At 72.8% G+C, this 23685-nt stretch carries 21 protein-coding genes; 6 read left to right on the top strand and 15 right to left on the bottom strand.

The window, feature by feature from the left end; all coding sequences use genetic code 11:
• Positions 1-51 precede the first annotated feature (51 nt).
• From IF37_RS0103615 to IF37_RS0103600, 4 genes are all read right to left on the bottom strand, one after another.
• Complete coding sequence (locus IF37_RS0103615; protein ID WP_030735949.1) at positions 52-924, bottom strand: HAD-IIB family hydrolase; 873 nt, start codon at positions 922-924, stop codon at positions 52-54.
• 206 nt (positions 925-1130) lie between these two features.
• Positions 1131-2033 carry an LLM class flavin-dependent oxidoreductase gene (locus IF37_RS0103610; protein ID WP_030735946.1) on the bottom strand — a complete coding sequence of 301 codons (903 nt, stop codon included), beginning with the start codon at positions 2031-2033 and terminating at the stop codon, positions 1131-1133.
• Positions 2034-2212: 179 nt separating this feature from the next.
• Complete coding sequence (locus tag IF37_RS0103605; protein WP_030735943.1) at positions 2213-3967, bottom strand: SDR family oxidoreductase; 1755 nt, start codon at positions 3965-3967, stop codon at positions 2213-2215.
• The gene (locus IF37_RS0103600; protein WP_030735940.1) at positions 3964-4809 is read right to left on the bottom strand and encodes a M24 family metallopeptidase; all 846 of its coding nucleotides are present in this window, start codon (positions 4807-4809) and stop codon (positions 3964-3966) included. The genes IF37_RS0103605 and IF37_RS0103600 overlap by 4 nt, the downstream gene beginning before the upstream one ends.
• Positions 4810-5089: 280 nt before the next feature.
• Between IF37_RS0103600 and IF37_RS0103595 the strand changes: the two genes are divergently transcribed.
• From IF37_RS0103595 to IF37_RS0103580, 4 genes are read left to right on the top strand one after another with little or no spacing between them, the layout of a single operon-like run.
• Positions 5090-6055, top strand: coding sequence for an ABC transporter ATP-binding protein (locus tag IF37_RS0103595; protein WP_030735937.1), 966 nt, complete (start codon positions 5090-5092; stop codon positions 6053-6055).
• The gene (locus IF37_RS0103590; RefSeq protein WP_030735934.1) at positions 6045-6953 is read left to right on the top strand and encodes an ABC transporter permease; all 909 of its coding nucleotides are present in this window, start codon (positions 6045-6047) and stop codon (positions 6951-6953) included. The genes IF37_RS0103595 and IF37_RS0103590 overlap by 11 nt, the downstream gene beginning before the upstream one ends.
• Complete coding sequence (locus IF37_RS0103585) at positions 6950-7861, top strand: ABC transporter ATP-binding protein (RefSeq protein WP_030735931.1); 912 nt, start codon at positions 6950-6952, stop codon at positions 7859-7861. The genes IF37_RS0103590 and IF37_RS0103585 overlap by 4 nt, the downstream gene beginning before the upstream one ends.
• A 10-nt stretch (positions 7862-7871) precedes the next feature.
• The gene (locus tag IF37_RS0103580) at positions 7872-8591 is read left to right on the top strand and encodes an ABC transporter permease (protein ID WP_030735928.1); all 720 of its coding nucleotides are present in this window, start codon (positions 7872-7874) and stop codon (positions 8589-8591) included.
• A gap of 98 nt (positions 8592-8689) precedes the next feature.
• Here IF37_RS0103580 and IF37_RS0103575 read toward each other — a convergent pair whose 3' ends face one another.
• The 9 genes from IF37_RS0103575 to IF37_RS0103535 form a co-directional block, all read right to left on the bottom strand.
• Positions 8690-9490 carry an HAD family hydrolase gene (locus tag IF37_RS0103575; protein ID WP_030735925.1) on the bottom strand — a complete coding sequence of 267 codons (801 nt, stop codon included), beginning with the start codon at positions 9488-9490 and terminating at the stop codon, positions 8690-8692.
• Positions 9487-10764 carry a serine--tRNA ligase gene (gene serS / locus IF37_RS0103570; RefSeq protein ID WP_037855564.1) on the bottom strand — a complete coding sequence of 426 codons (1278 nt, stop codon included), beginning with the start codon at positions 10762-10764 and terminating at the stop codon, positions 9487-9489. The genes IF37_RS0103575 and serS overlap by 4 nt, the downstream gene beginning before the upstream one ends.
• 539 nt (positions 10765-11303) lie before the next feature.
• Complete coding sequence (pheA, locus tag IF37_RS0103565) at positions 11304-12236, bottom strand: prephenate dehydratase (protein WP_030735919.1); 933 nt, start codon at positions 12234-12236, stop codon at positions 11304-11306.
• An 80-nt stretch (positions 12237-12316) separates the two neighbouring features.
• The gene (efeB, locus tag IF37_RS0103560; RefSeq protein ID WP_030735916.1) at positions 12317-13597 is read right to left on the bottom strand and encodes an iron uptake transporter deferrochelatase/peroxidase subunit; all 1281 of its coding nucleotides are present in this window, start codon (positions 13595-13597) and stop codon (positions 12317-12319) included.
• Between the two features lie 8 nt (positions 13598-13605).
• Positions 13606-15561 (bottom strand): copper resistance CopC/CopD family protein, encoded by a 1956-nt coding sequence (locus IF37_RS0103555; RefSeq protein ID WP_030735913.1) that lies wholly within the window; start codon positions 15559-15561, stop codon positions 13606-13608.
• Between the two features lie 13 nt (positions 15562-15574).
• Entirely contained in the window at positions 15575-16036 is a 462-nt protein-coding gene (locus IF37_RS0103550) for a copper chaperone PCu(A)C (RefSeq protein ID WP_030735910.1), read from the bottom strand.
• On the bottom strand, positions 16033-16686 hold the full coding sequence (locus tag IF37_RS0103545) for an SCO family protein (RefSeq protein ID WP_030735907.1): 654 nt from the start codon (positions 16684-16686) through the stop codon (positions 16033-16035). Before IF37_RS0103545 ends, IF37_RS0103550 begins: the two co-directional genes overlap by 4 nt.
• Positions 16687-16791: 105 nt before the next feature.
• Positions 16792-17523: a YcnI family protein gene (locus IF37_RS0103540; RefSeq protein ID WP_030735904.1), complete on the bottom strand. Its 732-nt coding sequence runs from the start codon at positions 17521-17523 to the stop codon at positions 16792-16794.
• A 175-nt stretch (positions 17524-17698) separates the two neighbouring features.
• Positions 17699-18547, bottom strand: a complete 849-nt coding sequence (locus IF37_RS0103535; protein WP_030735902.1) for a hypothetical protein — start codon at positions 18545-18547, stop codon at positions 17699-17701.
• Positions 18548-18736: 189 nt separating this feature from the next.
• Here IF37_RS0103535 and IF37_RS0103530 point away from each other — a divergent pair, with 189 nt between their 5' ends.
• Positions 18737-19192 (top strand): ATP-binding protein, encoded by a 456-nt coding sequence (locus IF37_RS0103530; RefSeq protein WP_030735899.1) that lies wholly within the window; start codon positions 18737-18739, stop codon positions 19190-19192.
• A gap of 138 nt (positions 19193-19330) precedes the next feature.
• Here the strand turns inward: IF37_RS0103530 and IF37_RS0103525 are convergent, their stop codons facing one another.
• Positions 19331-20815, bottom strand: a complete 1485-nt coding sequence (locus IF37_RS0103525) for an aminopeptidase P family protein (RefSeq protein ID WP_030735896.1) — start codon at positions 20813-20815, stop codon at positions 19331-19333.
• Between the two features lie 150 nt (positions 20816-20965).
• Positions 20966-22519 (bottom strand): PP2C family protein-serine/threonine phosphatase, encoded by a 1554-nt coding sequence (locus IF37_RS0103520; protein ID WP_173456708.1) that lies wholly within the window; start codon positions 22517-22519, stop codon positions 20966-20968.
• Between the two features lie 494 nt (positions 22520-23013).
• Here IF37_RS0103520 and IF37_RS0103515 point away from each other — a divergent pair, with 494 nt between their 5' ends.
• A complete protein-coding gene (locus IF37_RS0103515) occupies positions 23014-23679 on the top strand; it encodes a bifunctional DNA primase/polymerase (protein WP_030735890.1) in 666 nt (221 codons plus the stop codon).
• Positions 23680-23685: the final 6 nt, after the last annotated feature.

The following is a 23685-nucleotide window of genomic DNA, read 5'->3' as shown; positions in this document are numbered from 1 at the left end:
GGTGCCCGTACGGCCCGCCGGGACCGGGTGCCTCAGGGACGGCGCGGGTGTCTACCGCATGCGGTCGGCGAGGATCCGCTCGATCACCACCGCCACCCCGTCGTCGTTGTTGGCGACGGTACGGCCCGACGCGGCGGCGACGACGTCCGGGTGGGCGTTGCCCATCGCGTAGGACTGGCCGGCCCAGGTCAGCATCTCGACGTCGTTCGGCATGTCCCCGAAGGCCACGACCTCCTCGTGCGAGATACCGCGCTCGGCGCAGCACAGCGCGAGGGTGCTGGCCTTGGAGACGCCGGGGCCGCTGAGTTCCAGCAGGGCGCTGGGGCTGGAGCGGGTGACGTTGGCGTGGGCGCCGACCGCCAGGCGGGCCAGCGTGAGGAAGGCGTCGGGGTCGAGGGTCGGGTGGTAGGCGAGGATCTTCAGCACGGACTGGGCCGCGCACGGGCCGTCGGGCGCGAGGAGTTCCCCGGCGTCCATGAGGTTGTCGGGTATCTCCATGTGCAGCTTGGGATAGCCCGGCTCCTGGTGGAAGCCGTAGGTCTGCTCGACCGCGAACACCGTGCCGGGCGCCGCCTCGCGCAGCAGCCGTACGGAGTTCAGGGCGTTCTCCCGGGCCAGCTCGCGGACCATCACGAACCGGTGGGTTCCGGGGTCGCCGTGCAGGTCGACCACGGCGGCGCCGTTGCCGCAGATCGCCAGGCCGTGACCGTGGACGTGGTCGCTGACCACGTCCATCCAGCGGGCCGGCCGGCCGGTGACGAAGAAGACCTCGATCCCGGCCTCCTCGGCGGCGGCCAGCGCGGCGACGGTCCGTGCCGAGACGGACTTGTCGTCGCGCAGCAGAGTGCCGTCGAGGTCGGTGGCGATCAGCCGCGCCGGCAGGGCGGCGGCAGGGGTCCCGGGCTGTCTGGTCGCTGAGGTCACCCGGCCATTCTCGCGCAGCCCTCCGCACGGCCGTGCACGAGAGCGCACAGATGAGACACATCCGACGTCCCGGGACAGTCGCCCGACGCGTCATCCCACGGAGCCCAGGGCCGTCACAACCCTACGGACCCCCGGCGCCCGGGCCGGCGCCCCCCGCGGACATGAAGGCGGCGCCGGAGGCCCCGGCCCCCGGCTGGGTGCGGCCGTCAGTCCAGCTGCGCCAGGGCCTCCACGGCGATCCGCTCGAAGACCTTCTCGTCCGCGGCGAAGTCGGAGTCCGGGATGGGCCAGTGGATCACGATCTCGGTGAAGCCCAGCTCCCGGTGGCGGCCGGCGAAGTCCACGAAGGCGTCCAGGGACTCCAGCGGCCGGCCGCGGTCCGGGGTGAAGCCCGTGAGCAGGACCTTGTCCAGCTCGGCCGCGTCCCGCCCGGCGGCCCCGCACGCCTCGGACAGCTTGCCGAGCTGGCCGCGCAGGGCTTCGACGGACTGCTCCGGCGTACCGGACTCGTAGAGCTTCGGGTCACCGGTCGTCACCCACGCCTGGCCGTACCGCGCGGCCAGCGCGAGACCGCGCGGTCCGGTGGCCGCCACGGCGAACGGCAGCCGGGGGCGCTGCACACAGCCGGGGATGTTCCGGGCCTCGTGGGCCGAGTAGAACCGGCCCTCGTACGACACCGCGTCCTCGGTGAGCAGCCGGTCGAGGAGCGGCACGAACTCGGCGAACCGGTCCGCGCGCTCACGCGGCGTCCACGGCTCCTGGCCGAGGGCGGTCGCGTCGAACCCGGTGCCGCCCGCGCCGATGCCGAGGGTGACCCGGCCGCCCGAGATGTCGTCCAGGGAGATCAGTTCCTTGGCGAGGGTCACCGGGTGGCGGAAGTTGGGCGAGGTGACCAGCGTGCCGAGGCGCAGCCGGTCGGTGACCGCCGCGGCGGCCGTGAGGGTCGGCACGGCACCGAACCAGGGGCCGTCGCGGAAGCTGCGCCAGGACAGGTGGTCGTAGGTGTACGCCGTGTGGAAGCCGAGCTGCTCGGCGCGCACCCACGCCGAACGGGCGCCCTCGTGCCAGCGGCGGTACGGGAGGATCACGGTGCTCAGACGCAGACTCATGTCCCCGAGCGTAAGCGGCGCCGCCGGCGGCGGGGGAGGCGGTCACGGTGCGCACGCACGCGGCCGTACCGGGTGGGAGACGCAGATCACGCGGGTTTTCCCGGACGGAGGTTTGATCCACAGCCAAGTGCGGTTATCCACAGGATTTTTGGCGAAGTTGTGGACAACGGGCGTGGGTTTCACAACCTCGGCTCCACCCGCGCCACCCTCCGCAGCAGCCCCGGCGCGAACCGGGCGAGCAGATGCGCGCCCCGGGCTTCCGGGGTGACCGGGACCACCGCCTTGTTTTGGACCACCGCGTCCAGGATGGCGTCGGCCACCTTCTCCGGCGGGTAGTTGCGCAGCCCGTACAGCCGGGCGGACCGCTGCTGACGGCGTCGCTGCTCCGCCTCGTCGACGCCGGCGAAGCGGGCCGTTGAGGTGATGCCGGTGTTGACGATGCCCGGGCAGACCGCCGTGACGCCGATGCCCTGGGACGCCAGCTCGGCGCGCAGGCACTCGGAGAGCATCAGCACCGCCGCCTTGGAGGTGCTGTAGGCCGGCAGGGCACGGGACGGCTGGTACGCCGCGGCCGAGGCGGTGTTCACGATGTGGCCGCCCTGGCCGCGCTCGGCCATGCGGGCCCCGAACAGCCGGCAGCCGTGGATCACGCCCCACAGGTTCACGTCCAGCACCCTGCGCCAGTCGTCGGTCGTCGTGGCGAAGAAGGAGCCCGACAGGCCGATGCCCGCGTTGTTGACCAGCACGTCCAGCACGCCGTACGCGCGGTGGACCTTCTCCGCCAGCTTCTCCATGGCCTGCTCGTCGGAGACGTCGGCCGTCTCGGCCCATGCCTCGGCGGCGCCGACGAGCCGGGACAGCTCGGCGGTGCGGGTCGCGGCCTCGGCGTCGCGGTCGACGGCGATCACCCGTGCGCCGGCCTCCGCGAAGGCGAAGGCGGTCGCCCGGCCGATGCCGCTGCCCGCGCCGGTGACCAGTACCAGCTGCCCGGCGAACCGGTCGGCGTGCCGGCCGGTGGGCCGCTCGGCGGGCCGGCCGCCCTCCACGGACCCGGCGAACTCCGCGATCCACGAGGCCACCTGGTCGGGGCGGGTGCGCGGGACCCAGTGCCGGGCCGGCAGCGTGCGGCGGGTCAGTCGCGGCACCCACCGCTCCAGGTCGTCGTAGAGCCGCTCCGAGAGGAACGCGTCCCCCTGGGGCGTGATGAGCTGCACGGGCGCGTGCGCGTAGGCGTCCGGGCGCGGCCTGCGCAGCCGGGGGCGGACGTTGTCCCGGTAGAGCCAGGCGCCGTGGGCCGCGTCGGCGGGCAGGGAGGAGGTCGGGTAGTCGCCGCCGGGCACCCGCTCGATCCGGCGCAGGATCTCCGGCCAGCGCCTGCCGAGCGGTCCGCGCCAGGCCAGCTCCGGCAGGGCCGGGGTGTGCAGCAGGTAGACGTACCAGGACTTGGCGCCCTGGCCGAGGAGCTGGCCCGCCCGTCGGGGCGTCGGACGCTTCACGCGCGCGTTGATCCAGTGCCCGAAGTGGTCGAGGGACGGCCCGGAGATCGAGGTGAACGAGGCGATCCGGCCCTCGGTGCGGCCGACGGTGACGAACTCCCAGGACTGCACCGAGCCCCAGTCGTGCCCGACGAGGTGCACCGGCCGGTCCGGGCTGACCGCGTCCGCGACGGCCAGGAAGTCGTCCGTGAGCTTGGCGAGCGTGAAGCCGCCGCGCAGCGGCCGCGGTGCCGTGGAGCGGCCATGGCCCCGGACGTCGTACAGGACCACGTGGAAGCGGTCGGCGAGACGGGCCGCGACCTCCGACCAGACCTCCTTGCTGTCCGGGTAGCCGTGCACCAGGACGACCGTCGGCTGCTTCGGGTCGCCCAGCTCGGCCACGCACAGCTCGACCCCGCCGGTCCGCACCCAGCGCTCACGCGCGCCTCGCAGTGTCACTTCTCCTCCGCCCAGCGCCGCACGTGCGGCAGATCGTCGTCCAGCCAGAACGCGCTCTCCTCGGCGTTCCGGGAGTCGGTGACCACCAGGATCTCCTCGAACTTCGCTCCGGTGCCGCGGAATCCGAGGTGCGGTTCGACCGCCCACAGGCCCGGCCGCGGCGGATGGTCCGAGAAGCGGTACGGCGACCACAGCGGCGACCAGCCCTCGCGGTGGCCGTGCAGCGCGTCGGCGGCCAGGCCCTTCAGGGACTGCGTGCCGAACCCGAACAGCCTCGGCGACCAGCGGCGCTGCCGTACCCGGTCCACCTTGTGGGCGATCACCCCGAAGGGGTAGGCGCGGTGCCGGTTGGCGTACCCCTGGCGGACCATGAGCCGGTCCACGTCCTGGTAGATCTCCCGCAGCGGGCGCCGCTCGCGCACCTCGCGCAGGATCAGTTCCCGGTGCGCCTCCAGGTCGGCCATCAGCCGGTCCTGCACCGGGTTCACGCCCAGCGAGCCCGAGTAGCCGATGTCCGCCGTGTGTCCCTCGTACACGGGCGCCATGTCCAGGATGAACGGCATGCCCGGCTCCAGGGCGCGGTCGGTCGGGAAGAACTGGAGCGGGATGCGGAAGTCCACGAACGCCGTGCGGTCCCCGAACCAGGCGAAGGGGAGGTGGAACCAGTCGCGCACACCGCGCTCGCGCAGCCATTCCCGCTGCATCCGGGCCGCCTCGCGCTCGGTCACGCCCGGCTCCAGGCGGGCCGCGACCGCCTCCGCGCATTCGTAGGCGAGGCGCTGGACCCGCCGGAACCCGCTCAGGTCCACGGAGGAGGGTGCCCTGCTCACTGCCGTCGTCATGCCCGTCCCGTCCCGTCGTCCCCGGTACGTGTCAGTAACTTCTGCCTCCGGTGACCCTGGCAGTTGTTAGAGGCCGCGTCAATAGGGCGGGCGCACGCTGTGGGCGACGCGCGATGAGCCCCGGGCAGGGGGTCCCCCAGGGTTTTGTTTGGATCAGGGCGGACCCGTGCTGAGCCAAACGACTCCCCCTAGGGCTCCGTACTACCTGGGTCGGACGAGGAAACGGCTCTGAGGTCTGACGACGGACGTGGCCGGCATCACTACCGTCGTCGATGTGACTGTGATCGCGACCGAAAGCCTGAGCAAGCGGTTCCCCCGGGTGACCGCGCTCGACCGGCTGTCCATGGACATCGGGCCCGGTGTGACCGGACTCGTCGGGGCCAACGGCGCCGGCAAGTCCACCCTGATCAAGATCCTGCTGGGGCTGTCCCCCGCCACGGAGGGCCGGGCCGCGGTGCTCGGCCTCGACGTCGCCACCAAGGGCGCCGCCATCCGTGAGCGGGTCGGGTACATGCCGGAGCACGACTGCCTGCCGCCGGACGTCTCGGCCACCGAGTTCGTCGTGCACATGGCCCGCATGTCCGGCCTGCCGCCGGCCGCCGCGCGCGAGCGCACCGCCGACACCCTGCGCCACGTGGGGCTGTACGAGGAGCGCTACCGACCCATCGGCGGCTACTCGACCGGCATGAAGCAGCGGGTCAAACTCGCCCAGGCCCTGGTGCACGACCCGCAGCTGGTCTTCCTGGACGAGCCGACCAACGGACTCGACCCGGTCGGCCGCGACGAGATGCTCGGCCTGATCCGCCGCATCCACAGCGACTTCGGCATCTCGGTCCTGGTCACCTCGCACCTGCTGGGCGAGCTGGAACGCACCTGCGACCACGTCGTCGTCATCGACGGCGGCAAGCTGCTGCGCTCCAGCTCCACCACCGACTTCACCCAGACCACGACCACCCTCGCGATCGAGGTCACCGACAGCGACACCCACCCCGACGGCACCCGCGCGGTCCGCGACGCGCTGCACGCGCGCGGGGCCGACACCCACACGGAGGCCGGCGGCCTGCCCGGCGCCGGTCACATCCTGCTGCTGACCGCCACGGGCGAGGAGACGTACGACCTGGTCCGGGACGTGGTCGCCGACCTCGGCCTCGGCCTGGTCCGCATGGAGCAGCGCCGGCACCACATCTCCGAGGTGTTCACCGGCGGCGACGAAGAGCGGAAGGAGGCCGTCGGCCATGGCGGTTGAGCATCCCCCGGCGACGCCCGCCGGCGACCGGTCCCGCATCCACGACATCGGCTACCGCGGCTACGACGGCCCCCGCCTCGGCCGCTCCTACGCCCGCCGCTCGCTGTACTCGCAGTCCCTGCGCGGCGCCTACGGCCTCGGCCGCTCGGTGAAGTCCAAGGTGCTGCCGATGCTGCTGTTCGCGGTGATGTGCGTGCCCGCCGCCATCATGGTGGCCGTCGCCGTGACCACCAAGGCGCACGAACTGCCGCTGTCCTACACCCGGTACGCCATCGTCATGCAGGCCGTGATCAGCCTGTACGTCGCCTCCCAGGCGCCCCAGGCCGTCTCCCGCGACCTGCGCTTCAAGACCGTGCCGCTGTACTTCTCGCGGCCCATCGAGACCGCCGACTACGTCCGCGCCAAGTTCGCGGCGCTCGCCTCGGCGCTGTTCGTCCTCACCGCGGCGCCCCTGCTCGTGATGTACGTGGGCGCGCTGCTGGCCAAGATGGACTTCGCCCACCAGACGAAGGAATGCGCACAGGGACTGGTCGCCGTGGCCCTCCTCTCGACCCTCTTCGCCGGCATCGGCCTGGTGATCGCCGCCTTCACCCCGCGCCGCGGGTTCGGCATCGCCGCCGTGATCGCCGTACTGACCATCTCCTACGGCGCCGTCTCCACCCTCCAGGCCATCGCCGACACCCGGGGCAGCACCGGCGCCGTGCCGTGGATCGGCCTGTTCTCGCCGATCACCCTGATCGACGGCGTGCAGTCCGCCTTCCTCGGCGGCAGCTCCGCCTTCCCCGGCGGGTCCGGCCCGTCCACCGGCGAGGGCGTGGTCTTCGTCCTGGCCGTCCTGGGCCTGATCGCCGCCAGCTACGGCCTCCTGATCCGCCGCTACCGGAAGGTGGGACTGTGACGACGCTCTCCCTCGACCACGTCTCCCGCTGGTTCGGCAACGTGGTCGCCGTCAACGACATCACCATGACCATCGGCCCCGGCGTCACCGGCCTGCTCGGCCCGAACGGCGCGGGCAAGTCCACCCTGATCAACATGATGGGCGGCTTCCTCGCCCCCTCCACCGGCACCGTCACCCTCGACGGAGAGCCGGTGTGGCGCAACGAGGCGATCTACCGGACCATCGGCATCGTCCCGGAGCGGGAGGCGATGTACGACTTCCTCACCGGACGCGAGTTCGTCGTCGCCAACGCCGAGCTGCACGGCCTCGGCGACCAGGCCGCCCGGCGCGCCCTCGCCACGGTCGAGATGGAGTACGCGCAGGACCGGAGGATCGCCACCTACTCCAAGGGCATGCGCCAGCGCGTGAAGATGGCGAGCGCCCTCGTGCACGACCCGTCGCTGCTCCTGCTGGACGAACCGTTCAACGGCATGGACCCGCGCCAGCGCATGCAGCTGATGGACCTGCTGCGGAAGATGGGCGACGAGGGCCGCACCGTGCTGTTCTCCTCGCACATCCTCGAAGAGGTCGAGCAGCTCGCCCGGCACATCGAGGTGGTCGTCGCCGGACGGCACGCGGCCAGCGGCGACTTCCGCAAGATCCGCCGTCTGATGACCGACCGCCCGCACCGCTACCTGGTGCGCTCCAGCGACGACCGCGCCCTCGCCGCGGCGCTGATCGCCGACCCGTCCACGGCCGGCATCGAGGTCGACGTGGCCGAGGGCGCCCTGCGGGTCCAGGCCGTGGACTTCGGCCGCTTCACCGCCCTGCTGCCGAAGGTCGCCAGGGACCACGGCATCCGGCTGTTCACGGTCTCGCCGTCCGACGAGTCCCTGGAGTCCGTCTTCTCGTACCTGGTCGCGGCGTAGGAGGCCGAAGATGTACGACCCCACCGTCGCCCGGCTCACCTACCGGGCCCTGCTCGGCCGTCGCCGGGCCCTCATCCTCGGCGCGCTGCCGCTGCTGCTGCTCGTGATCTCCGTGGCCGTGCGCGCCCTGACCGGCGCCGACGACCAGACCGCGTCCGACGTGCTCGGCGGTTTCGCGCTCGCCACCATGGTGCCGATCATCGGTGTCATCGCGGGCACGGGCGCGATCGGCCCGGAGATCGACGACGGCTCCGTCGTCTATCTGCTGTCCAAGCCGCTCAAGCGGCCCACGATCATCTTCACCAAGCTCATCGTCGCGATCGCCGTGACCATGGTCTTCTCCGCGGTGCCGACCCTGATCGCGGGTCTGATCCTGAACGGCAACGGCCAGCAGATCGCCGTCGCCTACACGGTCGCCGCGCTCGTCTCCTCCATCGCCTACTCGGCGCTGTTCCTGCTGCTGGGCACGGTCTCCCGGCACGCGGTGGTCTTCGGGCTGGTCTACGCCCTGGTCTGGGAGGCGCTGTTCGGCTCCCTGGTGCCGGGCGCGCGCACGCTGAGCGTCCAGCAGTGGTCGCTGGCCGTCGCCCACAAGGTCGCCGGCGGGGACCTGGTGACCTCCGAGGTGAGCCTGGTGACGGCCACCGTGCTGCTGGTGGCGGTGACCGTCCTGGCCACCTGGTACGCCGGCCGGAAGCTGCGGTCGCTGACGCTGGCGGGCGAGGAGTAACCGGCCCGGAGCGGGCCGGCCCGGACGGGCACAGCGGTTCCGTCCTGTCCGGGCGGGCCACAGCGGTCCCGTCCCGTCCCGTCCGTCCGGCCCGTGGGCTACGGCAGCAACCGCTCCAGCACCACGGCGATGCCGTCCTCCTCGTTGGAGGCCGTCACCTCGTCGGCCACCGCGCGCAGTTCCGCGTGGGCGTTGGCCATGGCCACGCCCCGGGCCGCCCAGGCGAACATCGGGATGTCGTTGGGCATGTCGCCGAAGGCGATCGTGTCGGCGGCCTTCAGACCCAGCCGGCGGGCCGCCAGGGACAGCCCGGTGGCCTTGGACAGGCCGAGCGGGAGCAGCTCCACGATGCCCTCGCCCGCCATGGCCACCGTGACGAAGCCGCCGGCCGTCCGCCGGGCCACCTCCGCCAGCTCGTCGTCGCCGAGCGTCGGGTGCTGTATGTAGATCTTGTTGAGCGGGGCCGTCCACAGGTCCGAGGCGTCCGTGAACGGCGTCGCGGGCAGCGTGCCGGTGACCGCGTAGCCCGGGCCGACCAGCACCTCGCCGTCGAGTCCGTCGCGGCTGGCCGCCAGGTACAGCGGGCCCGTCTCGGCCTCGATCTTGGCCAGGGCCACGCCCGCGAGCTGCCGGTCCAGGGTGACCGAGGTCAGCAGGCGGTGGGCGCCGGCGTCGTACACCTGGGCGCCCTGGCCGCAGACGGCGAGGCCGTCGTAGCCGAGGTCGTCCAGGATGTGCCGGGTCCAGGGGACGGCGCGGCCGGTGACGACGATGTGCGCGGCGCCCGCCGCGGTGGCCGCGGCGAGCGCGTCACGGGTGCGCCGCGAGATCGACTCGTCGGAGCGCAGCAGCGTCCCGTCGAGATCGGTGGCGACGAGCCGGTAGGGGAAGCCGGTCACCTGGCGACCGGCTCCAGCACCTCACGGCCGCCCAGGTACGGACGGAGGACCTCGGGGACGTGGACGGAACCGTCGGCCCGCTGGTGGTTCTCCAGGATCGCCACGATCGTGCGCGGTACGGCGCAGAGCGTGCCGTTGAGCGTGGCCAGCGGCTTGACCTGCTTGCCGTCGCGGACCCGGATGGACAGCCGGCGGGACTGGAACTCGGTGCAGTCCGAGGTCGAGGTCAGCTCGCGGTACTTGCCCTGGGTCGGGATCCACGCCTCGCAGTCGTACTTGCGGGCGGCCGAGGCGCCGAGGTCACCGGAGGCGACGTCGATGACGCGGAACGGCAGCTCCAGCGAGGTCAGCCACTGCTTCTCCCACTCCAGCAGGCGCTGGTGCTCGGCCTGCGAGTCCTCGGGAGCGACGTACGAGAACATCTCGACCTTGTCGAACTGGTGGACGCGGAAGATGCCCCGGGTGTCCTTGCCGTGCGAGCCGGCCTCGCGGCGGAAGCACGGGGAGAAGCCCGCGTACCGCAGCGGCAGCTTGTCGGCGTCGATGATCTCGTCCATGTGGTAGGCCGCCAGCGGGACCTCGGAGGTGCCGACCAGGTACAGGTCGTCCTTGTCGAGGTGGTAGACGTCCTGGGCCGCCTGGCCGAGGAAGCCGGTGCCGGCCATGGACTGCGGGCGGACCAGCGCCGGGGTCAGCATCGGCGTGAAGCCGGCCGCGGTGGCCTGGGAGATCGCCGCGTTCACCAGGGCCAGCTCCAGCAGGGCGCCGACGCCGGTGAGGAAGTAGAAACGGGAACCGGAGACCTTGGCGCCGCGCTCGACGTCGATGGCGCCGAGCAGCTGGCCCAGCTCCAGGTGGTCCTTGGGCTCGAAGCCCTCGGCGCCGAAGTCGCGGATCGTGCCGTGCGTCTCCAGCGTGGCGAAGTCCTCCTCGCCGCCGACGGGGACGTCGGGGTGGACGAGGTTGCCGAGCCGGAGCAGCAGCTCGTGGGTCTCGGCGTCGGCCGTGTCGCGCTCGGCGTCGGCGGCCTTGACGTCCGCCTTCAGCTGCTCGGCGCGCTTGAGCAGTTCGGCCTTCTCGTCACCGGTGGCCTTGGGGATCAGCTTGCCGAGCTGCTTCTGTTCGGCGCGCAGCTCGTCGAAGCGGACGCCGGAGGACCTGCGCCGCTCGTCGGCGGAGAGGAGGGAGTCGACGAGCGCGACGTCCTCTCCACGGGCGCGCTGGGAAGCGCGCACACGGTCGGGGTCCTCACGGAGCAGGCGAAGGTCAATCACGAGGGCAAGGCTACCGGTGCGGGGTGGGCGCTCACGAATCACTATTCCGGTGAGTTCGGATTCGCTGCTTACGTACCGTTGTGCGGTAATTGCCGAGCGTGGCGCGGTGCGTCAAGGGAAAAGTGTCCCACTCCCTGGGACGGAGCAGGCGCCCGGCGGCCGGTTGACCGGACTTCCTTGTGGAGAACGGGATTTGGCGGCTTCGTTGTCCACAGAGAAGTGCGGCTTCCGCAGAGTTATCCACAGGCTGTGCGGAAGGGCTGTGGATTCGGGAATTGATCACTCCGCACACCGTGATCAGGGCGGCCAATTCCCGGGGCAAACCCCACCGGCATCCACTTTCGGGTGGAAATCGGCCCCCTGGAAGATGAACCGAAGGGGGCGGATGGACTACGGGTAACCCACGGGAGGGTGCTCCGGGCCGGGGGGTGGAGGGCGATTTGTCGACCTGATGCCTCCACGCTGTCGACTTGTCCCCAGGTCGAGAAGGGCACCTGTGGATAACTCCTGTGGATAACGTTCGTCTGCAGGTACGACTGTTAGAAGCGGCCGTCCTGGCAGCGCGCCACCCAGTCCGCCGCCACCGCGAACTCCTCGTCCGACGTCCCCGGCAGTGTCGGCCGGGCCTCGCCCGGGGTGAGGTCCGCCCGCGGATAGGAACCCAGGAAGCGCACCTGGAGACAGACCCGCCGCAGCCCCATCAGGGCCTCCGCCATCCGCCGGTCGGCGATGTGGCCCTCGGCGTCGACGCAGAAGCAGTAGTTGCCGATGCCGGCGCCGGTCGGCCGGGACTGGAGCAGCATGAGGTTGATGCCGCGCGAGGCGAACTCGCCGAGCAGATCGCGCAGACCGCCGGGGTGGTCGTCCCGCTGCCACAGCACCACCGAGGTCTTGTCGGCACCGGTGGGCGCGGCCGGCCGGGCCGGGCGGCCGACCAGCACGAACCGGGTCTGCGCGTTCTCCGCGTCGTGGATGCCGGTCTCCAGCGCCTCGAGGCCGTACCGGGCGGCGGCGAACTCCCCCGCGAAGGCGGCGTCGTAGCGCCCCTCCTGGACCAGGCGGGCGGCGTCCGCGTTCGAGGCGGCGGACTCCCACACGGCGTCCGGGAGGTGCGCGCGCAGCCAGTTGCGCACCTGCGGCTGGGCCGCGGGATGGGCGGAGACCGTCTTGATGTCGGTGAGCCGCGTGCCGGGCCGGACCAGCAGCGCGAAGGTGATGGACAGCAGCACCTCGCGGTAGATCGACAGCGGCGCCCCCGCGACCAGCTCGTCCAGGGTGGTGGTGATGCCGCCCTCGACGGAGTTCTCGATCGGCACGAACGCGGCCTCGGCCTCGCCCGCCCGGACCGCGTCCAGCGCGGACTGCACCGACACGTACGGGATCAGCTCCCGGGTGGCCGCCTCCGGGAGCGTGCGCAGAGCGACCTCCGTGAAGGTGCCCTCCGGACCGAGATAGGCATAGCTCGCTGGCATGGTCCTCACCCTAATGGCCGCGGCCGGGCCCGGCGCCTGTGCTGCTCACATGCCACTCGTCCGGGTGGTTTGGACCCGGTTCAGCCCTCCAGCAGCCGCTGTCCCACGTATTCGCCCTCCGCAGCTCCGCCCGGCACCGCGAACAGGCCGCTCGCCTCGTGCCGGATGTACTTCGACAGCGCGTCGCCCCGGTCGAGCTTGCGCTGCACCGGCACGAAACCGCGCAGCGGATCCGCCTGCCAGCAGATGAAGAGGAGCCCGGCGTCCGGCGTGCCGTCCGCGTCGATCCCGTCGTGGAAGGAGAAGGGGCGCCGCAGCATGGCCGCGCCGCCGTTCTGGTCGGGCCGGGTGATCCGGGCGTGCGCGCCGAGCGGGACGACGTAGTCGCCCTTGGCATCGGTCTTCTCCAGGTCCATCGGGGTCGTCTCGCCGCCGCCGGACAGCGGAGCGCCGTCCGCCTTGCGCCGCCCGATGACCTGCTCCTGGGCGGCGGGCGTCAGCTTCTCCCAGTCGTCCAGGAGCATGCGGATGCGGCGGACGACGGCGTAGGAGCCGTTCGCCATCCACGCGGGCTCGCCCGTGGCGGGCACGAAGATACGTTTCTCGAAGTCGGCCTCGGCCGGCTTCGGATTCCGGGTGCCGTCGACCTGCCCCATGAGGTTGCGGGCGGTCATGGGGTGGGCGGTGGCTCCCGGGGTGCGGTTGAAGCCGTTCATCTGCCAGCGCACCCGCGCGGCCGAGCCCGCGTCCTTCTGGAGCGCGCGAAGGGCGTGGAAGGCGACCAGGGCGTCGTCCGCCCCGATCTGCACCCACAGGTCGCCGTCGCTGCGGTTCTTGTCGAGCCGGTCGGAGGAGAAGTCCGGCAGCGGGTCCAGCGCGCTCGGCCGTTGCGCGGCCAGACCGGTCCGCCCGAAGAAGCTGTGCCCGAAGCCGAAGGTCACGGTCAGCGAGGACGGTCCCGCGTCCCGGGACACGCCGGTGTCCTCGTGCGGCGCGGGCTCGCCCGCCATCAGCCGGGCGGCCGTCGCCGACCAGCGGCGCAGCAGGGCCGCCGCCTCCTTGCGGCCCGCACCCGCCACCAGGTCGAAGGCGACGAGATGGCCGCGCGCCTGGAGCCCCTCGGTGATGCCGGGCTGATGTTTCCCGTGAAACATCGCCCGGCCGGCGCCCACCGTCGTCAGCGGGGTGGCCGCGGCGGGCGCGGCGGCGTACCCCACGGCACCGCCGGCCGCGCCGAGCACGAGCCCGGTGGCGCCGGCGGTGCCGAGCAGGGCGCGCCGGGAGATGCCGCTCGTGCCGGACGGGGGCTCGGCCACCGGTGTGTCGGGCCTGCGGGCTTGCGGGATGGACTGGTCGGGCATGGTGTGGGTCAGCCGATCTGCGCGTTCTTGGAGACGGTCACCTGGTCGATGTCGGAGGTGCGGACCGTGACGGCGACCTTCCAGTCACCGGCCATGGGGAGCTGCACCCCGTTCGCCGACCAGTGGCCGGTGGTGATGTGGTCGGGGTCGATCGTCAGCGGGCCGATCTTCTTCGCCTCCAGGGTGAAGGAGATCTTCACCTCCGGGACGTCGAAGGCCCGGCCGTTGGGCCGCTGGACGTACACGTGCATCTCGTTGGACCCCGCGCGCGCGGGGTCGAGGTCGATGCTGACGACGCCCTTGCCGTCGGTGCCGCCGGTGTCGAACGGCATGTCCAGGGTGAGCGCGCCGGACGACGCCCGGCCGGAGTCGGCGGGCGCGGCGGTGGCCGCCTTGGCCTCCTGCTCGGTGCGGCCCGGCTCGGTCTGGGTCAGCGCGGTGGTGACGGCGAGCAGTACGACGGCGACACCGGCCTCGGCGAGCACCGAGCGGCGCAGTCCGAAGCGGTGCGGGTCGGCGTCGCGCAGCCGCTTCTGCCGGGCGGCGTCGACGGCCGCGCGCTGCCGGGCGAGCTGGGCGGCACGGCGGGAGTCCCCCGCGTCGGAGCCGTGGCCGGCGCCCGTGCCGCCACCGGTGCCGGCGGGCGCCTTGGCGGCGGCGACCTCCTCCCGCCGGGCCTGGACCTTCTCCTTCCGGGTCCGGGCCTTCTTCGCCGTGCCGGTGTCGGCGGCCCGGTCCGTGAGCCGTCCGGTCCACCGCCGGGACACCGCCGCGATGGCGACCAGTGCCGCCACCAGCGCGATCTTGACCAGCAGCAGCTGCCCGTAGCGGGTCTCGGTGAAGGCCGACCAGGAGCCGAGCTGCCGCCAGGACTGGTACACCCCGGTGGCGACGAGCGCGAGGACGGAACCGAAGGCCAGCCGGGAGAAGCGGCGCACGGCGGCGGATTCGACCGGGGTCTCGGCGGGTGCCCGGTACAGGGCGGTCAGCAGGGCGGTGAGCCCGCCCAGCCAGGCGGCGACGGCCAGCAGGTGGACGACGTCCACCGGCATGGCGATGCCCGGCTGGAGCCCGGTGGAGGCGTGTTCGGCCATGGCCCAGCTGGTGGCGAGCCCGGCCGCGACGACCACGCCGCCGACCGCGAGCCCGAAGGCCAGGTCGCGTTTCTCCGTCCCCTCCTCGCGCCGGGTGTAGGTGCCGAAGAGGACGGCGACGAACAGCGCGGCGGCGGCGAGCAGCAGCAGCCGCGAGACCAGCGCGGCCCCGGTCTTGGTCTGGAGCACCTCGCCGAGCAGACCGAGGTCGAAGACGTCGGCGAACCGGCCGGAGGTGGTGTACGAGCCGCGCAGGAGCAGCAGCCACAGGGTGGCCGCGGTCAGCGTGATCCAGCCGCCGACGACCAGCCGCTGGAGGGCCCGGACCCCAGCGCCGCGCCGCCAGCAGGCGAGCACGAAGGCCGCGCCGCCGACGAGCACGGTGAAGCCGGCGTACGACACGTACCGCCCGAACGCGTAGAGCGCGCCCACCGCACCGCCGCCCGCGACCGGCCCGGTACCGGGGACGACCGTCTGCGAGGGCGCCCCGACGGAGAAGGTGTAGGCGCCGGCGACGGGGTGGCTGTCCGCGGAGACGACCTGGTAGGTGACGGTGTAGGTGCCCTTGGCCAGCCCGCTCTTGAGCTGCACGGCGTATGTCGTCCCGCTCACGTTGGCGGGACTGCCGGTCTGGACCGGCCTGCCGCCGGGGTCGAGGACGCGCACGGAGTCGTCGTTCATCGCCACCTGCTCGGAGAAGGTGAGCGACACCTGGGTGGGCGCCCTGTCGGCCACCGCCCCCTGCACGGGGTCGCTGCCGGTCAGCGCCGCGTGGGCGGAGGCCGGTCCGGCTCCCGCCAGCAGCGCGCCAAAGACGGCGAGGCACAGCAGCAGCAGGACCCGCAGCCGGGGGGCGATGGTCCGGATCACGGTGGTCCCTCCCTCAGTGGCCGGTCGACGGGTTGTACGTGGCGGACTTCACCGGCATCTCGACGGTGAGCGGTCGGGACTGGGCGAAGGTGAGCTTCACGGTGACCGTCTGGCCCTGCTTCGGCGCCCGCTTCAGCCCTTCGAACATCAGGTGGTTGCCACCGCTGCGGAACACGAGCCGGCCGTGGGCCGGTATGTCGAAGGAGGACTTCTCCGCCATGGCCCCGCCGAACGTGCTGTGCATGGTGACCTGGCCGGCGGCGTCACTGGTGACCGAGGTCAGCTCGTCGCGGGCACTGCCCTCGTTGGTGATCGTCAGGAAGCCGGCGGCCATGTCGGCGGAGACCGGCTGGGGCATGTACGAGGAACTGACGGACAGCTCGGCCCGGTCCGCTTCCCCGCCGGAGCCGGAGCAGCCCGCGAGGGCCAGGGCGCCGGTGAGCGCGCCCGCGGTCAGCACGGCACGGTGCCTCACGGCTTGGCTCCCTCGACGAGCTTGGGCAGGTCCTTGGTGTAGTCGTCGACCGTGGTGTCCTCGCCGTAGAGGACGTAACCCGCGTCGGTCTTCGGCGAGAAGGCGACGACCTGGGTGCCGTGCACGGAGACGAGCTTGCCGTTCTTGTCCTTCGTCGTCGGCTCCACGGAGATGCCGAGGGCCCGGGCGCCGGTCCGCACCTTGGCGAAGTCACCGGTCAGGCCGATGAACGAGGGGTCTATGCCCTTGAGCCACCTGCCCAGCTCGGCGGGTGTGTCGCGGCCGGGGTCGGTGGTGACGAACACGACCCGGAGGTTCTCCTGCTCGGCCTTGGGCAGCGCCTTCTTGGCGACGGCGATGTTGCTCATCGTCGTGGGGCAGATGTCCGGGCAGTGCGTGTAGCCGAAGTAGACCAGGGTCGGGTGGCCCTTGGTCTCCTCGCGGAGGTCGTACTTCTTGCCGTGGGTGTCCGTCAGGGTCAGCTCCGGCTTGGCGAACGGCTGATCGAGGACGGTGGCGGCCCTGGCCTGGTCGGAGCCTCCCGAGACCACGGCGACCGGCGACTTGTCGGCGTCCCCGGTGCCGCAGGCGGAGAGGGTCAGGGTGGCGGCGGCGAGCAGCGCCGCCGCGGCGAACGTCTTCTTGCGCATAGAAAAATGTCCCAGATGTGTGAACTCCGGCGCGCACCGGGGGTCGGCCCCGGCATCGAGGGCCGGGGCCGTACGACGCCCGGTGCGCGCTGCGGAACGAAAGGGTCAGGCGGTGGTGCGGCGGCGGCCCGCGAGGACGCCGTAGGCGACGCCCGCGACGCCGACGACGATGCCGGCCACGCCGAGCACGCGCGCGGTGGTGTCGGTGCCGCTGCCGGAGTCCTGGGCGGCGGCCGTCTTCTCGGTCCCGCCGGTCTTCTCGGCGGTGCCGGCCGCGCTCGCGGTGTCGTGGTCGTCGTCGGTGGCGGCGGACAGCTCCAGGACCGGGGCGGGGTTCTCCGGCTCGTCCTGGCCTTCCTGCGGCACCTCGATCCAGCGCACGACCTCCTTGTCGGAGTACGTCTGGATGGCCTTGAACACCAGCTGGTCGGCGTTGTCCGGCAGGGCGCCCAGGGAGAGCGGGAACTTCTGGAAGTAGCCGGGCTCGATGCCCTTGCCGTCCGCGGTCCAGGTGACCTTGGTGACGGCCTCGTCGATCTTCTCGCCGTGCGCGCTCAGCGGCTTGGCCAGCTTGGACCGGGTGACGGCGACCTTCCAGCCGGGGACCGGCTGCGCCATCACCGAGGCGATCGGGTGGTCGGCCGGCAGGTTGACCTCGACGCGGGTGGTCGAGGCGTCGTCGCGCTCGTTGGGGACCTTGAAGTCCACGACCGCGTAACCGCCCTTGGCCGCGGTGCCCTCGGGCTGCACGGTGACGTGCGCGAAGGCGGGGGCGGACAGGGCGAGGACGGCGGAGCCGGCGACGACGGTCGCGGCGGCGATACGGGATGCCTTCATGGCGGGAGTACTCCAGTCCGGATGGGTTCCGTGGGTGATCGGGAGTACGCGTGCGGGGGGCCGTGTCACTCGTGGTGGCCCGGGCCGGTGTGCGCACGCGCGCGTGCCGCACGACGGCGGCCCTCCCGTCCGGCTCTTCCGTTCCCGGTTCGGCTGGAGTGGTGGTCGCGTCGTGTCAGGCGGCGAGGAGGAACGCGGCGGGCGGCCCGCGCCGGATCACCGTGTGCTGGAGGACGGCGGTGTGCGGGGCCGGGGTGTCGTCCCGGTCGGGGCGCCGGCCGCGCGGGCCGGGCCCGGCGACGGGCAGCAGCCCGGCACCCAGGGCGCGCGCCAGCGCGAAGGCGGCGCGGAGGGACCGCATGCGCGCTCCCTCCGCGACTCCGTGCGCCGACAGTTCGATCAGCCGCAGCACGGCCAGGTCCCCGCGGCGCAGCAGCCAGCCGGCGCCGACGGCCGCGAGCACGTGCCCGAGCAGCATCGGCAGCGACGGCAGCAGGCCGGCCGTGGTGCCCATGGCGTCATGCGCGTGCTCCACGGTGCCCAGGGCCCCCGTCGGGCGGCCGGAACGGTCTATGAGCCGGGCGTCGAGCAGCAGCCGGAAGGCGTGGCCGGGGGTGAGCGAGACCGGGGTCGAACCGCACACCAGCCGGGTGGCCCGCTCGACCAGCGCGCTGTCGCTCAGCACCGCACCCGTGGACCCGGTGGCCGCCGGACCCGCCGGCATCGCGGCCGACACCATCGCGGCCCCGTGCTGGCCCAGTCCGAACAGCGTGTGCAGCACGGTCTGGCCGAGGGCCAGCAGCGCGGCGATGCCCGGCAGCGAGCGGGCCCGCCCGGCGAGCGGGACCACGAGCAGCAGGCAGCCGAGGAAGCCCGCGCCGAGCGTCCACAGCGGCACGCCCGCGCAGGAGGCCAGGGCGTGCCCGCACGCGGCCAGCGCGACGCAGACCGCGGCGAACGCCGCGGCCCGCAGGATCCGGAGCCCGGCTCCGGGACGCGCCGTGCGCGGGTGGGGGGCAGTCATGGCGGGGTCATCATCCCACTGCCCTCACCCGAGGCATACAACCGGTCGCCCGAGCCGCCCCTCGTCCACCGTTCTCCGCCCCCGGCGCATCGGCCGCACGGGGCCCGGTCACGCCCACGGAGTGCTTACGGCCGCCCGCGGACGGCAATAGGTAACGGTATGTCGAGCCGCGGCCGGGGAGGCTGGAGCATGAGCATCTGGTGGTCACTCCATCTGCGGCGCGAGGCCGCGAGCGTGCCGCTCGCCCGACGGCTGCTGATCGGCACGATGGAGACGGCGGGGGTCGACCCGGAGATCTCGTACGACCTGTCGGTGGCCCTGAGCGAGGCCTGTGCCAACGCCGTCGAGCACGGCGGCGGCCCGGCGTCCGGCGCCTCGGAGGCGTACCGGGTGACGGCCTACCTCGACGGTGAGAAGTGCCGCATCGAAGTGGCCGACTCCGGACCCGGCCCGGGCCCCGGCCCCGCCCGTGTCCGCACACCGCGGCCCGCCCGTCCGGACGCCGAGCACGGGCGCGGTCTCTTCCTGATCCGGGAACTGGCCGACCACGTCCACATCGGGGCGAGGCCCGGCCGGGGCGGCACGGTGGTCAGCTTCGACAAGATCCTCAAGTGGCGGACGGACCCCTCGCTGCTCACGGCGTGAGGCGCCCCCGCGCCCCCGCCCGCCGCGTCCTCCCTGCGCCCGCCCCCGGCACACGGGGCCCCCGCGCGCGTCCGGACACGCCGACGGCCGGGCACCTCCCCGGCGCCCGGCCATCGGTGTGTGCTGATCGTTGTCCGGTCAGCCCTTCAGCGCGGCCATCCACGCCTCGACCTCGTCGGACCGGCGCGGCAGGCCGTCGGAGAGGTTCCGGTTGCCCTCGGCCGTCACGAGGATGTCGTCCTCGATCCGGACGCCGATGCCCCGGTACTCCTCCGGCACGGTCAGGTCGTCGGCCTGGAAGTACAGGCCCGGCTCGACGGTGAGCACCATGCCCGGCTCCAGGGTGCCGTCGACGTACGTCTCGGTTCGCGCGGCGGCGCAGTCGTGGACGTCCATGCCGAGCATGTGACCCGTGCCGTGCAGGGTCCAGCGGCGCTGGAGGCCCAGCTCCAGGACACGCTCGACCGGGCCCTCGACCAGGCCCCACTCGACGAGCCGAGTGGCCAGCACGTGCTGGGCGGCGTCGTGGAAGTCGCGGTACTTGGCGCCCGGCCGCACCGCCGCGATACCGGCCTCCTGGGCCTCGTACACGGCGTCGTAGACCTTCTTCTGGATCTCGCTGTACGTGCCGTTGACCGGCAGCGTGCGCGTGACGTCCGCGGTGTACAGGGTGTGGGTCTCCACGCCCGCGTCCAGCAGGAGCAGGTCACCGGAGCGGACCGGGCCGTCGTTGCGCACCCAGTGCAGGGTGCAGGCGTGCGGGCCGGCCGCGCAGATGGAGCCGTAGCCGACGTCGTTGCCCTCCACGCGCGCGCGGAGGAAGAAGGTGCCCTCGATGTAGCGCTCGCTGGTCGCCTCGGCCTTGTCGAGGACCTTCACCACGTCCTCGAAGCCGCGCACGGTGGAGTCGACGGCCTTCTGGAGCTCGCCGATCTCGAACTCGTCCTTGACCAGGCGGGCCTCGGAGAGGAAGACGCGCAGCTCCTCGTCGCGCTCGGCGGTGACCTTGTCGGTCAGGGCCGCCTCGATGCCGGCGTCGTAGCCGCGCACGACGCGCACCGGGCCGGTGGCCTCGCGCAGCCGGTCGGCCAGCTCGCGCACGTCGGCGGCCGGGATGCCGTACAGCGCCTCGGACTCGCCGAGGGAGTGCCGGCGGCCGACCCACAGTTCGCCCTGGCCGGAGAGCCAGAACTCGCCGTTCTCGCGGTCCGAGCGGGGCAGCAGGTAGATCGTCGCCCGGTGGCCGTCGCCCTCGGGCTCCATGACCAGGACGCCGTCCTCGGTCTGGTTGCCGGTGAGGTACGCGTACTCGACGGACGAGCGGAAGGGGTACTCGGTGTCGTTCGAACGGGTCTTCAGGTTGCCCGCGGGGACGACCAGGCGCTCGCCCGGGAAGCGGGCGGAGAGCGCCGCCCGGCGGCGCGCGGTGTGCCCGGCCTGCTCGATCGGCTCCAGGTCGCGCAGCTCCGTGTCGGCCCAGCCGGACTTCATGTTCTCGGCCAGCTCGTCGGAGACGCCCGGGTACAGGCCGTTCTTCCGCTGCTTGACCGTCTCCTCGGCCTCGGTCTCGGGGCCCTCCGCGGTAGCGGAGTCGGGCACAGCCGGGTTGAGCTCGTCGGACACGTGATCCTCCTCGATACGCCTTGTGATCTCCCCCGGGGCCCGCGCGCTCCTGCTTGTGGCCGAGCGGGGAACCTCCATCATCGTACGGTCGTACCGAGTCGGGACCGGGCGTGGATGCCCTGTTATGCCCGGTCATGCCAACCGGCCGCCTCAGTCGAAACGCACCGCCAGCAGGACCACGTCCTCCTCGCTGTCGTCCCCCGGCCCCGCACCCGCCCGGCCGGCCGGCACCCCCGGGTCCCGGCCGTCCGGCAGGACCGTGCGCAGGACGTGGTCGGCGACGGCCCCCGGGTCGTGCCGCACCGCGCGCGGGACGCTCGCGGCGGCGGCGTGCAGCCGGGTGAAGGCGCGGTCCATCGGGTCGCCGGTACGGTGCAGCAGCCCGTCGGTGTAGAGCAGCACCGTCTCCCCGCCCTCCGCCTGGATCTCCACGCTGGGCGCCTCCCAGCAGGCGAGCATGCCGAGCGGCGCGGAGACCGAGGTCTCGGCGAACTCGGTGCGCCGCTCGCCGATCAGCAGCGGCGGGCTGTGTCCGGCGCCGGCCAGGGTGATCTTGCGCAGGGCGGGCTCGCAGTAGGCGAACAGGGCGGTCGCCGAACGGGCGGGCTCGGTCAGCCGCAGCAGCAGCTCCAGGTCGGACAGGACGGCGACCGGGTCCTCGCCCTCCATCACGGCGTACGCGCGCAGCGAGGCGCGCAGCCGGCCCATGGCGGCGACCGCGCCCGGTCCGGAGCCGGTGACCGAGCCGACGGAGAGGCCGAGGGCGGCGTCCGGCAGCGGCAGGGCGTCGTACCAGTCGCCGCCGCCGCGCGGGCCCGTGCGGTGCCGGGCGGCGAGCTGGACCCCGGCCACCCGGGGCAGCCGGGAGGGCAGCAGTTCCCCGGTGAGGGTCGCCACGCACGCGCGCGTGCGTTCCACCTCCAGCAGCCGGGCGAGGTGTTCGGTGGCGTGCCGGACGTACAGTCCGGCGAGGTGTCGGCGGCGCTCGTCCGGCTCGGCGGGCTCGTCGTAGAGCCAGACGACGGCGCCGAGGCGGCCGGCGGAGTCGGTGGCGAGGGGGCGGGCGTAGCTGGCGGCGTAGCCGAGGCGGGCGGCCACCTCGCGGTGGCGGGGGTCGAGGCCGTCCTCGGCGAACAGGTCGGGGCGGACGGCCTCGGCGGTGCCGCCGGTGTCGTAGGGCAGCGCGCCGCGCGGCACGGTCTCCAGATGGCCGAGGTCGGCGCGGCCGAGCCCGAGGCCGACGGTGCTGCGGGGGCCGAGGCCGTCGGCGGGCTCCAGCACGACCAGGCCGCGGCGGGCGCCGACCAGGGCGGCTCCGGCGCGCAGCAGTTCGTGCAGGGCGGGGTCGAGCGCGTTGGTGCGGGAGAGGCGCTCGGTGAGCTCGTGCAGGGTCGTGAGGTCGGAGACCCAGCCGGCCAGCCGGTCCTGGAGCAGGGCCCCGGGGCCGGGCGGGTGGGGCGCGGGAACGGCGGCGGCGCCCGGGACGGCAGGGGCGCCCGAGAGGGGTGCGGCGGACGCGACAGTGTGTGCGGGCGTGGGAACTGTAGGATCGATTCCAGCCACTTTCGGAGGGTGCGGGGCGCTCATGGCGTCCGGCTTCCAGACCGGTGCGTAGTGCTCAAAAGCATCGCGAACCCCCATGTCATTCTGCGCCGCTAGCAGTGTCTCCACATGTACACGCACTCGAGAGGGGATGTCCAGCATTGTCCTGCGAGGATTCCTGGTGTCCATGAGGCGGACGAGGTTTTTCCCGAACCCCTTGCCTTACCGCCAAGTTGGCTGAAAACTGCCTTAGGTAACGGTCCATTGCGGTCGACTGGCCCTGCTCCACAGAGCGTCACAGCGGTCGTGATGGGTACGTACTCGGAGAAGGCCAGGGGTGGTTGGGAACCACCCGGAACCTGGCGACGGACCCGGGCGTCATAACCACCGACGGCCGAGCCCCATCCTCCCGTGGCGGAGGCGGAGAGATCCACGCGCGACGGCAAAACGCCAGACTTCGCCACCCCCGCACCGCGGCCGTGCTCCCGATGGACGCACTATGGACGCGGACGCGGCCGGAGTTCGACCCCCTGGGGTTCCCCACGCCGTGGGCGTGGGTGTGATGCGCCAATAGGTACGCACAGTGAAGTGATCGACACATGGTGTGATGTGGTCCTCGGTGTTGCCAGCGGTGCAACGGAAAGGAACGAGCGCTCATGCGCGAGATCCTCGGAAGGCGACGCAGGCTTCTGTCCAGGCGGAACGGCGGGAGGCCTGAACTGATCGACGCGGCCGTGACCTACGCTGCGGAATGGCAGTGGCCGGTCCTCCCCGGCGTGGCGCCGGACCCGCAGGGACGGGTCCGCTGCGCCTGCCCCGACCCGGAGTGCACGGTGCCCGGTGCGCACCCCTTCGACCCCGGGCTGCTCGCCGCCACCACCGACGCGCGCATGGTGCGCTGGTGGTGGAGCAACCGGCCGAGCGCTCCGATCATCCTGGCGACCGGCGACACGGCGCCCTGCGCGGTCAGCCTGCCCGCGCTCGCCGCCTCGCGCGCCCTCGCCCTGCTCGACCGGCGAGGCATGCGGCTCGGCCCGGTGGTCGCCTCGCCCACCCGCTGGGCGCTGCTCGTCAAGCCGTACTCCATGGAGCAGCTCGGTGAACTGCTCTACGCCAAGGACTTCGTCCCCGGCTCCCTGCGTTTCCACGGCACGGGCGGCTACCTCGCCCTGCCCCCCTCCGAGACCGGCCAGGGCGCCGTCCGCTGGGAGCGTGCCCCGCTGCCCGGCTCGGCCGCGCCCTGGGTGCCCGACGTGGAGGCCGTGGTGGACGCCGTGGTCGACGCCCTCACTCGTACGGGTGTGAGCGCCCCCGAGTTGTAGGGGTGT

The sequence above is a fragment of the Streptomyces sp. NRRL S-31 genome, from assembly GCF_000718775.1.
Lineage (GTDB): Bacteria > Actinomycetota > Actinomycetes > Streptomycetales > Streptomycetaceae > Streptomyces.
The sequence above is the reverse complement of the archived record's forward strand: the minus strand, read 5'-3'. Positions and strand labels throughout refer to the sequence as shown.